The 12239-nt window shown below is 63.4% G+C and carries 9 protein-coding genes; 7 read left to right on the top strand and 2 right to left on the bottom strand.

Translation table 11 applies throughout. The features are described from left to right. Positions 1–173: 173 nt before the first annotated feature. Positions 174–1049, bottom strand: coding sequence for an RNA methyltransferase (locus BGRAMDRAFT_RS24085; protein ID WP_044021840.1), 876 nt, complete (start codon positions 1047–1049; stop codon positions 174–176). Positions 1050–1827: 778 nt separating this feature from the next. Here BGRAMDRAFT_RS24085 and BGRAMDRAFT_RS24080 point away from each other — a divergent pair. The 6 genes from BGRAMDRAFT_RS24080 to BGRAMDRAFT_RS24055 all read left to right on the top strand — a co-directional run bounded on the left by BGRAMDRAFT_RS24080 (position 1828) and on the right by BGRAMDRAFT_RS24055 (position 10317). Beyond that, positions 1828–2631 carry an inositol monophosphatase family protein gene (locus BGRAMDRAFT_RS24080; protein WP_006051471.1) on the top strand — a complete coding sequence of 268 codons (804 nt, stop codon included), beginning with the start codon at positions 1828–1830 and terminating at the stop codon, positions 2629–2631. Between the two features lie 409 nt (positions 2632–3040). Beyond that, on the top strand, positions 3041–4339 hold the full coding sequence (gene lplT / locus BGRAMDRAFT_RS24075; protein ID WP_006051470.1) for a lysophospholipid transporter LplT: 1299 nt from the start codon (positions 3041–3043) through the stop codon (positions 4337–4339). A gap of 104 nt (positions 4340–4443) precedes the next feature. Next, the gene (locus tag BGRAMDRAFT_RS24070; RefSeq protein ID WP_006051469.1) at positions 4444–5451 is read left to right on the top strand and encodes a DUF2515 family protein; all 1008 of its coding nucleotides are present in this window, start codon (positions 4444–4446) and stop codon (positions 5449–5451) included. A gap of 2 nt (positions 5452–5453) precedes the next feature. Continuing rightward, on the top strand, positions 5454–6077 hold the full coding sequence (locus BGRAMDRAFT_RS24065) for a hypothetical protein (RefSeq protein WP_006051468.1): 624 nt from the start codon (positions 5454–5456) through the stop codon (positions 6075–6077). 138 nt (positions 6078–6215) lie between these two features. Then, positions 6216–8897: a DNA mismatch repair protein MutS gene (gene mutS, locus BGRAMDRAFT_RS24060; protein WP_006051467.1), complete on the top strand. Its 2682-nt coding sequence runs from the start codon at positions 6216–6218 to the stop codon at positions 8895–8897. Further along, positions 8884–10317 (top strand): hypothetical protein, encoded by a 1434-nt coding sequence (locus tag BGRAMDRAFT_RS24055; protein WP_044021839.1) that lies wholly within the window; start codon positions 8884–8886, stop codon positions 10315–10317. The genes mutS and BGRAMDRAFT_RS24055 overlap by 14 nt, the downstream gene beginning before the upstream one ends. Here BGRAMDRAFT_RS24055 and BGRAMDRAFT_RS24050 read toward each other — a convergent pair. Further along, positions 10297–10842, bottom strand: a complete 546-nt coding sequence (locus BGRAMDRAFT_RS24050) for an FKBP-type peptidyl-prolyl cis-trans isomerase (RefSeq protein WP_006051465.1) — start codon at positions 10840–10842, stop codon at positions 10297–10299. The genes BGRAMDRAFT_RS24055 and BGRAMDRAFT_RS24050 overlap by 21 nt on opposite strands. Positions 10843–10874: 32 nt before the next feature. Here BGRAMDRAFT_RS24050 and BGRAMDRAFT_RS24045 point away from each other — a divergent pair, with 32 nt between their 5' ends. Then, on the top strand, positions 10875–12125 hold the full coding sequence (locus BGRAMDRAFT_RS24045; protein ID WP_006051464.1) for a cupin domain-containing protein: 1251 nt from the start codon (positions 10875–10877) through the stop codon (positions 12123–12125). Positions 12126–12239 lie beyond the last annotated feature (114 nt).

The following is a 12239-nucleotide window of genomic DNA, read 5'->3' as shown; positions in this document are numbered from 1 at the left end:
AGCTTTGCTTAGAAGGTTTCGAGGATTGTAGGACGGTTCGCGCAAACCTGCCGCAAGTCCATGTAGCGCAAAAGGTCGTCGTGCTAGTCGGTGGCCGCCAGCACGGCCGCTGATTGCTTGCTCATTGGCCGCTCATTGCTCGCTCATTGGCCCTTCATTGCCCGCGCCGCGCGTTAGCGTGCGCTGTCGTCCTTGCGGCCGGTTTTCAGCAGGATGTGCTTCGCAATCCCGCGCACGATATTGACCTCCTCGCGCTCGAGACCCGAACGCGCGAAGAGCCGCCGCAAGCGCGACATCAGCTTCTTCGGATTCGCCGGATCGAGAAACTCGAGTGCGACGAGCGCGCTTTCCAGGTGCGTAAACATGCTCTCGATTTCATCGCTCGCGGCACGCGGACCTGCAGGCTCGGCCGATGCAGCGGCTGCGGTCGATGCAGCCGATGCAGCCGACCCAGTCGACGCTTGCGGCGCGCGGCTCGCCGATGCGTTGACCTCCGCACCGCTCGTCAGATAGATCATGCGCAACTCATACGCGAGGACCTGCACGGCCTGAGCGAGATTCAGGGAACTGTAGGCGGGATTCGCCGGAATGTGCGCGAGCGCGCTGCATCGTTCGACGTCTTCATTCGACAAGCCCGTGCGCTCGTTGCCGAACACGAGCGCGATCTCGCCGTGCAACGCTTCGTCGCGTGCGAGGCTTGCGGCTGCGCGAGGCGTCCATTGCGGCGGGCCGTACTCGCGCTGCCGCGCGGTCAATGCGATCGACCAGTGCACGCCGGAGAGCGCATCGGCAAGCGTCGGCACGACGTGCGCGGAGGCGAGCACGTCATCGGCGCCGCTTGCCATCGCTATCGCCTCCGGATCGCTCTGCACATGAGGCACGCGCGGCGAGACGAGCACGAGCCGCGAGAAACCCATGGTTTTCAGCGCGCGCGCCGCGGCCCCGACGTTGCCCGGATGGCTCGGCTCGACGAGCACGAAACGCGTCGACGTGAAGCCGCCGCGCAAGTCCGCCACGGCGGGATCGGAAGAATGGTGGGTGTGGTCCACGATGAAAGCCTGCGAGTCGGAGAACGCGTATGGTAGCGCCAACGCGCGAAGCCGCCGAACGGCGTGTGTGTGGGCGGGCGCGATCGAGGCTGCAAATGCGTCGTCAAGCGCGGCTGGAAGGCTGCGCGCCGGCGCGTGGGCAAGCGCGGTTGCAAGCAGTTCGAACGCGTCGCCGAGTGCGTGTGCAAGCGCGGCTGCGTGCCCGTGAGCGAGCGCCGCCGCAAGCAGTTGGAGCGCGTCTCCGAGCACGTGCACGAGCACGGCTGGGAGCGCATGTGCAAGCGCGGTTGCAAGCCGCTCAAGCGCGTCTCCAAGCGCGGGGCCGTGCGCGAGCAGCTCAAGCGCGCGCGAAACCGCGGCTCAAGCCGTTGCGCAAGTGGGGTTGCAAGAGGCTCGAGCGCGTCTCCGAGCGCCTCTTCAACATCACATTCAAATCCGCATGCAAGCGCCCACGAACGCCCACGAGCGCCCTCCCCAACCCGAACCCTGCCGCGCCTGGCAGACTCGGGTAAAATACCGGAATTCGCGTCCGGCCTGCGCCACGCCGATCTGCATACCGCACCAGTTCAAAGCAGTGCACGCAGTCAGGCAGAGCTATCAGCCAGAACCCGGCGCCTCGTTCTTATTCAATTCGTCTCCGTTGGCGGAATGCACGCCGGTCCTGTACCGCGTGAGCGTTCCGTGCTGTTTCCGCGCCTCATCGAGGGCGCCCATTAGCGCGCGCGTCGCGCTTATTTACCGGCAAGCAGCCGTGCTGCCCCGGCACAAGGATCCGTCCATGCATCCCATGCTCAACATCGCTGTGAAGGCCGCGCGCCGCGCAGCCCAAATCATCAACCGCGCGTCGCTCGATCTCGATCTGGTCCAGGTCAGCAAGAAACAGCACAATGATTTCGTCACGGAGATCGACAAAGCGTCCGAAGCCGCGATCATCGACACGCTGAAGACCGCTTATCCCGATCACGCTATCCTCGCCGAAGAATCCGGCAAGTCGGACAACGAGTCCGAGTACCAGTGGATCATCGATCCGCTCGACGGCACCACCAATTTCATTCACGGCTTTCCGTACTACTGCGTGTCGATCGCGCTGGCCCACAAGGGCATCGTGACGCAGGCCGTCGTGTACGACCCGACCCGCAATGACCTCTTCACCGCCTCGCGCGGCCGCGGCGCGTTCCTGAACGACCGCCGCATTCGCGTCGGAAGGCGCGATCGTCTCGCGGACGGCCTGATCGGCACCGGCTTCCCGTTCCGCGAAACCGATGGTCTCGAAGCATATGGCCGCCAGTTCGCCGAAATGACGCAAGCCTGCGCGGGCCTGCGCCGTCCCGGCGCGGCCGCGCTCGATCTGGCAAACGTGGCCGCGGGCCGCATGGACGGCTTCTTCGAGCAGGGCCTGAACCCGTGGGACGTCGCCGCGGGCAGCCTGCTGATCACCGAAGCCGGCGGCCTGGTGGGCAACTACACCGGCGACTCGGACTTCCTGCACGTCGGCGAAGTCGTCGCCGGCAATCCGAAGATTTACGCACAGATGGTGCCGATCCTCTCGCGTTACAGCCGTACGCGTCAGCAAGCGGCTTGAGTTGCGCGGCGGGCTGGCGGGTCGGTCCGCAGCCCGAGTGTAGCGGGCGCATGCGCGAGCTGTTGCTGAGTGAGGAGTGCATGAGTTTCGCGGCACGCGCTTCCGCGGCGTAGCGTCTGAAGCTCCAGTCCACAACAGCGCAACGAGTAGCGCGGCACTGCGCGCCTGCAATCACAACAAACACTCGACACAAGCGGCTTCGGCCGCTTTTTCATTAGCGCGCCTGCATCGTGCGAGCGTTCGTGCTACAAAGCGGGAAGCCGCGCCGGCCTACGCTTTTCGCCGGCTGCATTCCGCGTCCCACGCTGCGCCCGCCTGCGCGTTGTGTGCGCAGCGATCCGCGCTCGCATCCGTGCGTCGTTCCTGCGTCCTTCGCGCCTCGCCTCGCGCGCCGCTTCCCATCCGCTTCATGAAAAAAGGCTTCTACACGATCATCGCGGCGCAGTTCATTTCGTCGCTTGCCGACAATGCCCTGCTGATCGCCGCCATCGCATTGTTATCGGTGATCCGCTCGGCTGCGTGGGTCACGCCCTTGCTGCAAATCTTCTTCACCGTCTCGTATGTGCTGCTCGCGCCATTCGTGGGCGCGTTCGCGGACGCCATGCAAAAGCGCCACGTGATGTTCATCTCCAATGCTCTCAAGGCGAGCGGCTGCATGATGATGATTGCAGGCGTGCATCCGATGATCGCCTACGGCGTGGTCGGCTTCGGCGCGGCCGCGTATTCGCCGGCGAAATACGGCATTCTCACCGAGTTGCTGCCCGCCGAAAAACTCGTCAAGGCCAACGCATGGCTCGAATCGGCGACAGTGCTCTCGACGATCGTCGGCACCATGGTGGGCGGCGCGCTCATCAGCACATTCGCCGATAAATTCGTCGCGCGCGCGCATCTGCCGCTGATCGGCTCATCGGCGGATCTGGCGATGTTCGCGGTCATGCTCACGTACGCGATCGCCGCCGCCATCAACATCTTCATTCCCGACACCGGCGCGCGCTATCCGAATCGCCTGACCGAGCCGACGAAGCTCGTCGGCGACTTCTATCATTGCTTTAATGTGCTGTGGGCCGACAAGCTCGCGCAGATCGCGCTGTGGGTCACGACGCTCATGTGGGGCGGCGCCGTCACGCTGCAATTGCTGGTGCTGAAATGGGCCAACGTGAACCTCGGCCTGTCGCTCTCGAAGGCCGCGGTCATGCAAGGCGTGACCGGGCTCGGCATCGCTGTCGGCGCCGCGGCGGCGGCCGCGCTGATTCCGCTGCGCCGCTCGCTGACCGTGCTGCCGGTCGGCATCGTCACCGGCGCGGTCGCCATTGCGATGGCCTTCTACAACAAGAACCTTTTCCCCGCGGGCGCGGGCATCCACATCGGCTCATATGTCGTGCCGGTCTACATCCTGCTCGCGTATCCGCTGATGATCCTGCTCGGCGCGTTGTCCGGCTTTTTCATCGTGCCGATGAACGCGATTCTTCAGCATCGCGGCGCGACCCTGCTGTCGGCCGGACACTCGATCGCGGTGCAGAACTTCAACCAGAATCTCGCCGTGCTGCTGATGCTCGGCGCGTACGCGCTGCTGCTCACGGCGAAGATGCCGGCGCAATGGATCATCGTCGTGTTCGGCGTTTTTATTACGTTCATGATGTGGCTCGCAAAGCGGCGGAGTGCGGTAAACGAACGGTCTGCGAATATGCATGCGCTGCTGGAGGAATGAGGGTGGCGTGACGTCGAATACCCGCATATCGAGATAGCCTCTGCTCTTGCCGTGGGAAACTGGGGTCAGCAAATCCCCAAGACCCGACAGCGAGAAAGAGCTCGATGGCGAAGTGCGAAAACCACCGTTGTCCGGTCTGTTACCCAAACTGGAGAGACGAGGAAGCGGCCGCAAAAAAGCAGTCGGAAGATGACCAGCAAGACTGCATCAACTGTTGGCGCTTCTACCAGAAAAAAGCGGAGGCCCTCGTTGCCATCGACGATCCCATCGCCCGCAATCGACGCATCAACGCCGCGTATGCGCAGTTGTGGCTAGACGATCACCGGTTCCAGTGGGCGGGGCTCGCGGCGTTTGCATCCAAACAGGTCGGGTGCGGCTTGCTCAACGCTGCGGAACTGATCGGCAAGTCAAATCGGGAGCGTAACGCTTACCAACAATGGGAAAGACAAAGCTCTCCGCTTGAACGGATCGCACCGTACGGATCGCCGCGCATGCCGATCCCGGATCAGGTGAACGGTACGGGCGCAGAAAAGGTATATCAGATGCTCGCGAAGGGAAACACGGCGCTATTTCTCGACGTCTGGCCTCTGCACATGTTTTACAGGAAGTTCGGGCTGCAGCGATTTCAGAAATGCCTGACCGAGCGCTCGGGTCTCCGCGGGTCGGTTATCTGGCCGATCGCAGACCGTGTTCTCTTCGCGGAAAGCAAACCCGAGGTGTTACTCGCGTTCCGGGCAATCGATGCAGGCAACCTCGCGGAGGGCGTCAGGCTGCTTGCCCGTCACGAACAGATCAATATCCTGCAACCGGCCATGTACACCGATCCGGCGTTCGCGGTGCTGATGCGCGCCAACCAGTTCGCGTGGGCGTGGCACATTCCGACCGGTTCCGCGCGCGAGATCCAGTTGGCATTTGCGAACCAATGCACACTGGCAGCAACCAGCGCGAAGAACGAACGTTTCAGCAACCAGGCTCTCGCCAACATCGCAGATCCCGATCAGCGCATGGCGTTCGTTATCCGCGCAGCCCAGCGGTTCGACGAGTTGTTACGCGACCCGATCGAAAAGCACTCGGTCGAAAACTCGCTGTATCTCATTGCGCATCCGAGGTGATCATGGTGCGCGGAACAATCAGGTGGTTCGGGTACGCGGCGTGCGCGCTGTTCGGCTCCGCTGTCGTTTGGGGCATATACGCGATGACAAGACCCGTCGACGAAGTCATGCTGACGCTTGGTGAGTCTTATGAACACGTGCGGCAGCACTCGCGATCGACGCTGCCGGCTGCAACCGACGAGAAGTCCATCAACCTTTACGTAACGCGCCCCGCAATCTTCCGCTTCAGCGATTCGCAGTTCGGCTTCGTCACACCGCCTGCCAGGTTCCTGAGTCTATATGCGGATCAGCTTGGCAATGTGTCGCTTGTTACCCTATCGCCACAAATCGAAACACTGCCGCTTGACGCGTCGATCGCTATTCTCACGGACCTGCAAAAGCAGTTCCAGCGGGCGGGCTGGAAACCGTTCCAGTCTCGCGACAACCGCCCTATCGAAGACACTCAGGCAGCCCGAAATGCGATCCGGGCATGCACCGCCCCCACAACGCGCTGGCAAGCCGGTAACAAATATCAGGTTTCAGTCAATATCCGGTGCTTCGGCAGCAGAGGCCATCCAAACGACGAGCGCTATGTGATCACCTTGGACTTGAGTCCACCAGTGTTTGAAGATTCGCCTGCTCGTTGAACGAACGCTCTGCCAACAGCCACGCCATTCCGTAGCCGCACCCGTCGCAACCCGCATCGGCCATTCGGCCAGGGTCCGCTCGCGGCGTCGGCGGGTTAAACTCACGCCCTGAACAGCTAAAGCAGAAAGATACCGAGGATGGGCACTCAAACCGCAGCGGCCAGCGACGTCGCACAACATACCCCGATGATGCAGCAATACCTGCGCATCAAGGCGGAGCATCCGGGCACGCTCGTGTTCTACCGGATGGGCGACTTCTACGAACTCTTTTTCGACGACGCCGAAAAAGCCGCGCGTCTGCTCGACCTCACGCTCACGCAACGCGGCGCGTCGGCGGGCAATCCGATCAAGATGGCGGGCGTCCCGCATCACGCGGTCGAACAGTATCTGGCGAAGCTCGTGAAGCTCGGCGAATCGGTGGCGATTTGCGAGCAGATCGGCGACCCGGCCACGTCCAAAGGTCCTGTCGAACGCAAGGTCGTGCGCGTCGTCACGCCGGGCACGCTCACGGACGCCGCGCTGCTGTCCGACAAGAGCGACGTCTTCCTGCTGGCCATGTGCGTCGCGCACAATCGCCGCGGCGTCGCGACGAGCGTCGGCCTCGCATGGCTGAATCTCGCGAGCGGCGCGTTGCGGCTCGCCGAAGTCGCGCCCGATCAGGTGGCCGCCGCGCTGGAACGCATCGACCCGGCGGAGATCCTGGTCGCCGACACGACGGCCGATTCCACGAGTTGGACGCCGCCCACGGGCGCTCGCGCGCTCACGCGCGTGCCCGGATGGCACTTCGACGTCGCCTCGGGCACGCAGCGCTTGTGCGATCAACTGGAAGTCGCGGGCCTCGACGGCTTCGGCGCGCATCCGCTCACCTGCGCGTGCGGCGCGGCCGGCGCGTTGCTGCTGTACGCGGCGGCCACGCAAGGCCAGCAACTGCGGCACGTGCGCAGTCTGAAGGTCGAGTACGAATCGGAATATATCGGCCTCGACCCCGCGACGCGGCGCAACCTGGAAATCACGCAGACTTTGCGCGGCACCGAATCGCCCACGCTGTGTTCGCTGGTCGACACCTGCTGCACGACGATGGGCAGCCGTTTGCTGCGTCACTGGCTGCATCATCCGCCGCGTGAATCGGCGGTTGCACGCGCGCGTCAGCAGGCTATCGGCGCCTTGCTCGACGCGCCCGCGGGCGCGGGCACGGACGTCGACTCGCTGCGCGGCGTACTGCGGCACATCTCGGACATCGAGCGGATCACCGGCCGTCTCGCACTGCTGTCGGCGCGCCCGCGCGATCTATCGAGCTTGCGCGACACCTTCATCGCGCTGCCTGAACTGCGCGCGAGGCTCGTCGCCGTTTCGTCGAATGCGGAATCGCTTGCGCGCATCGACGCATCGCTCGAGCCGCCGCAAGCGTGCGTCGAGTTGCTCACGCGCGCCATCGCACAAGAGCCGGCCGCGATGGTCCGCGACGGCGGCGTGATCGCGCGCGGCTACGACGCCGAACTCGACGAACTCAGAGATATTTCGGAGAACTGCGGACAGTTCCTAATCGATCTGGAAACGCGCGAACGCGCACGCACGGGCATCGGCAATCTGCGCGTGGAATACAACAAGGTGCACGGCTTCTATATCGAAGTCACGCGCGGCCAGACCGACAAGGTGCCGGACGATTATCGCCGCCGTCAGACGTTGAAGAACGCCGAGCGCTACATTACGCCGGAACTGAAGACGTTCGAGGACAAGGCGCTGTCCGCGCAGGAACGCGCGCTCGCCCGCGAGCGTTCGCTCTACGACTCGCTGCTGCAGGCACTGTTGCCGTTTATTCCGGACTGCCAGCGCGTCGCGTCGGCGCTCGCCGAACTCGATTTGCTCGCCGCTTTTGCCGAACGCGCTCGCGCGCTCGACTGGGTCGCGCCGAGCTTCTCGCTCGATGCAGGCATCGAGATCGAACAGGGACGGCATCCGGTTGTCGAGGCGCAGGTCGAGCAATTCATCGCCAACGACTGCACGCTCACGCCCGAGCGCAAACTGCTGCTGATCACCGGCCCGAACATGGGCGGTAAATCGACCTTCATGCGCCAGACGGCGCTGATCGCGCTGCTTGCGTACGTCGGCAGTTACGTGCCGGCACGGCGTGCGGCATTCGGGCCGATCGACCGGATTTTCACGCGCATCGGCGCGGCGGACGATCTCGCCGGCGGCCGTTCGACCTTCATGGTCGAGATGACCGAAGCGGCCGCGATTCTTAACGACGCGACGCCGCAAAGCCTCGTGCTGATGGACGAAATCGGCCGCGGCACATCGACCTTCGACGGCCTCGCGCTCGCGTGGGCCATCGCGCGGCATCTGCTTGCGCATAACGGTTGCCATACGCTGTTCGCGACGCATTACTTCGAACTCACGCAGTTGCCGGCGGAATTCCCACAAGCGGCGAACGTGCATCTGTCGGCGGTGGAACACGGACATGGCATCGTGTTCCTGCACGCCGTCAACGAAGGTCCGGCGAACCAGAGCTACGGTTTGCAGGTCGCGCAACTGGCCGGCGTGCCGAACGCGGTGATTCGCGCGGCGCGCAAGCATCTTGCGTATCTCGAGCAGCAGTCCGCGGGGCAACCGGCGCCGCAGCTCGATCTGTTCGCGGCGCCGTCGCCGATGCTGCTCGAAGATGCGGACGACGAGCCGCAAGCTGCTAACGCGTCGCCGGCTATGCAGGCGCTTGTCGAGCGTCTGCGCGGCATCGATCCGAACGATCTGCGGCCACGCGAGGCGCTCGATCTGCTGTATGAACTACACGAGTTGGCCGCTGCGCCGGATGCGGATCATTGAGGCACGCGGTCTTGCCGAGCGTCCGCGCGAATTCCGCGCGGGGTCGGCTATAGCTATGGCGCCGAGGGTAGCGAGCAGAGTTGGGCTGCGCGTTGCAGGTCTCGTATCCACACTCGCCTTCGCACTTCTGCTTCCCACACCGCGGGCTCATGCAGCCGCGCCGAATTACAGCTTCGCGGTCATCGCGAACACGATGCAAAGTCCCGCCGACGAGGCCCCGACCCAACGGCTCATCGACGCAATCGGCCGCGAACGCGACGTCTCTTTTATCGTCTACGACGGCAATCTGAAAGGCCCGAAAGAAGCCTGCCGCGATGCGCTGTATGAACGGCGCCACGCGGTGCTGGAAACGTCGCGGCCCGCGCTGTTTTTTATTCCAGGCCAGCACGATTGGGTCGATTGCGCGAGCGCCGAGGCAGGCGGCTTCGACCCGGTCGAACGGCTCGACCAGTTGCGCCAGACGCTTCTCGGCGATGCCAACTCGATGGGCCAGAACCCGCTTTCACTGACGCGAGAGAGCGAGGTATCGCGCTTTCGCCCGTATCGCGAGAATGTGCGTTGGCAGGTGGGCGACACGGTGTTCGTCGGGCTCAATGCGCCGAGCCCCAACAATCACTATCTGACCGCCGGCGGGCGCAACGGAGAATTCGAAGACCGCGTGATCGCCAACGCATTCTGGCTCGAACATGCCGGCGAATTTGCGAAGCGCCGTGACGCACGCGCGATCGTCGTGTTCATTCAGGGCGACCCCGACGCCGAGCGCTATGAACGGCCAGAGCGTTTCGCATGGCTGCGCTTCGGACGCAATCCGCGCCGCGACGGCTTCCTCGAGTTCAAGCGCAGCCTCGTGAAGCTCGCGCAGATCTTCCACGGGCCGGTGCTCGTCGTTCATTCCGACGACGAACACGCGAGCGCCGGCTTCGCAATCGACCAGCCGCTACGCAATGACAAAGGGAATCTGGTGACGAACCTCACGCGTATCGCGCTCGCGCCGCATGATCGTCTTAACCAGTGGATTCAGATTGATGCGGACTTCGGCAGAAAACCGCCGTTCCGCGTGACGGTGCGCGAGGTGCCGCGGCATATGCCGATGCCCACGACGCAGCCTGTGTTGCCGAGGGACGAGCCCGCCGCTTCGATGCCGGCGGTGCCGTCGCTCGGGCCGGCGTCCGACTTGCCGCCGCTTCTTCCTACGCCCGGCCAGTCACAACCGGACTCGCAGCAACTCGATCAGTTGCCGCGCATTCCGGCCGATCAGGGCGGCGGCGGATACGGACCCGCGACATCGACTCCGCCAGGGCAGCGGAGTGCGCCGGGAGCCTCCAGCGCTTCAGGCGCTTCAGGCACTTCAAGCGCTTCGGGTGCGGCCGGCTCAGGCGCTACCGGCTCGCAGCCGCACTCAGTGCAGCGTGGGCCCTGACTTGCCGCTCTCGTCGTCCGCGTCGTCGTCTTCGTCGAGCACTTCCAGGCCATCCGCGCCATGCGCATGCTCGTGCTGGATTTCGTCTTCGGTCGCGGGACGCACGTCTTTCACGGTCAACGCGAAACGCAGCGCCATGCCGGCGAGCGGATGGTTGCCGTCGAGCACGACCTTGTCTTCAGCGACGTCGGTCACCACGTAGACGAGCGAATCGAGGTCGTCATCGCCTTCTTCCGGCGTGCCTTCGAACTGCATGCCGACTTCGAGCGGTTCCGGAAAGCGATTGCGCGGTTCGATCTTCACGAGTTCCGGGTCGTACTCGCCGAATGCGTCTTGCGGCTCCAACTGGATCTGGGTCTCGAAGCCGGCCTCGTGGCCGTCGAGCTCTTCCTCGATCTTGGGGAACGTGCCATCATAGCCGCCGTGCAGATAGACCATCGGCTCGTCGCTTTCTTCAATCAGATTGCCCTGCGCATCCGACAGCTTGTAAGCGACCGACACGACGGTGTTCTTTGCGATTTTCATTCGATTCTCCAGAATACAACTCACATTATACGATGCCCAAGCGGCCCACTGACCACCCGGCCGAAGCAGCTTCGGCACGCAATTCTTCACCGGCTGCAAAGCCGGCTTCCGCGATTTTCCCGCCCTCGCCCGACACGCCCACGCCGCTGCTCGGCAACCTCACGCCGTCGCAATTCATGCGCCGCTACTGGCAGAAAAAGCCGTTATTGATCCGCCAGGCAATTCCCCACGTCGAAGCGCCGCTTTCGCGCGACGAGTTGTTCGAACTGGCGGACGAAGACGACGTCGAGGCGCGCCTCATCACGCACTTTCGCAATAAATGGCAACTCGAGCATGGCCCGTTCGCGCCCGACGAACTGCCGTCGCTGAAGCGGCGCGCGTGGACGCTGCTCGTGCAAGGCGTCGATCTGCACGACGACCGCGCGCGCGCCCTGCTCGACCGCTTCCGCTTCGTTCCCGACGCGCGCCTTGACGATCTGATGATCTCGTATGCGACCGACGGCGGCGGCGTGGGCCCGCACTTCGATTCCTACGATGTGTTTCTTTTGCAAGTAAAAGGCAAGCGGCGCTGGCGCATCAGCGCGCAGAAAGATCTGACGCTGCAGCCGGACTTGCCGTTGAAAGTTTTACAGAACTTTGAGGCAGAACAAGAGTGGGTGCTGGAGCCCGGCGACATGCTGTATCTGCCGCCGCATATCGCACACGACGGCGTCGCCGAGGGCGAATGCATGACCTGCTCGATCGGGTTTCGCGCGCCGTCGGCGGGCGAGCTGACGGCGCAGTTCCTTTACCATCTGGCCGAGCGCGGCGAAGAGAACGGCCGGACCGGCGCGCTTTACCGCGATCCCCAGCAGCCCGCCGTGGACCGGCCGGCGGAACTGCCCGCGGCGCTCGTCGAACGCGTTGGCGCAATCCTTGCTGAGGTCAGATGGAATGAGCAGGACATTGCGTCGTTCCTTGGCACGTATCTCAGCGAACCCAAGCCGAGTGTCGTCTTTGATCCGCCGCAAAGGCCGCGCAACGAAGCGCGTTTTATCAGTGAAGCATCGAAGTTCGGAGTGCGACTGGACCGCAAGACGAGTTTGTTGTACAACCGCCGCTTTTTCTTCATAAACGGAGAGAAATTTCCGTTTGACGGCTCGAAAAAGTGGCTCTTTGATCTCGCAGATCACCGATGTCTGAGTGCGAAACGCTTTGTAACACTCTCACACGATTCGTCGGTGACAGCACGGCTACACGAGTGGTATCGTGCGGGCTGGATACGGATGGGCGAGCTTGCCTAGCCTCGCGTGTCTGTTATACACAGTACAGTGAAATTTTGTATGAGAAAGACAACGTATTGACCCCGGATTTATGGATTGTCAGTACGAAAGTGCATATAATTCCGCCCAAGCCGT

This window comes from Paraburkholderia graminis C4D1M (assembly GCF_000172415.1).
GTDB classification, from domain to species: Bacteria; Pseudomonadota; Gammaproteobacteria; order Burkholderiales; family Burkholderiaceae; genus Paraburkholderia; species Paraburkholderia graminis.
The sequence above is the reverse complement of the archived record's forward strand: the minus strand, read 5'-3'. Positions and strand labels throughout refer to the sequence as shown.

Excerpts from the sequence above, each read along its gene's own strand:
- BGRAMDRAFT_RS24045 (WP_006051464.1), top strand. The coding sequence starts at position 10,875 with ATGCCCAAGCGGCCCACTGACCACCCGGCCGAAGCAGCTTCGGCACGC.
- BGRAMDRAFT_RS24070 (WP_006051469.1), top strand. The coding sequence starts at position 4,444 with ATGGCGAAGTGCGAAAACCACCGTTGTCCGGTCTGTTACCCAAACTGG.
- mutS (WP_006051467.1), top strand. The coding sequence starts at position 6,216 with ATGGGCACTCAAACCGCAGCGGCCAGCGACGTCGCACAACATACCCCG.
- lplT (WP_006051470.1), top strand. The coding sequence starts at position 3,041 with ATGAAAAAAGGCTTCTACACGATCATCGCGGCGCAGTTCATTTCGTCG.
- BGRAMDRAFT_RS24065 (WP_006051468.1), top strand. The coding sequence starts at position 5,454 with ATGGTGCGCGGAACAATCAGGTGGTTCGGGTACGCGGCGTGCGCGCTG.
- BGRAMDRAFT_RS24080 (WP_006051471.1), top strand. The coding sequence starts at position 1,828 with ATGCATCCCATGCTCAACATCGCTGTGAAGGCCGCGCGCCGCGCAGCC.
- BGRAMDRAFT_RS24050 (WP_006051465.1), bottom strand. The coding sequence starts at position 10,842 with ATGAAAATCGCAAAGAACACCGTCGTGTCGGTCGCTTACAAGCTGTCG.
- BGRAMDRAFT_RS24055 (WP_044021839.1), top strand. The coding sequence starts at position 8,884 with ATGCGGATCATTGAGGCACGCGGTCTTGCCGAGCGTCCGCGCGAATTC.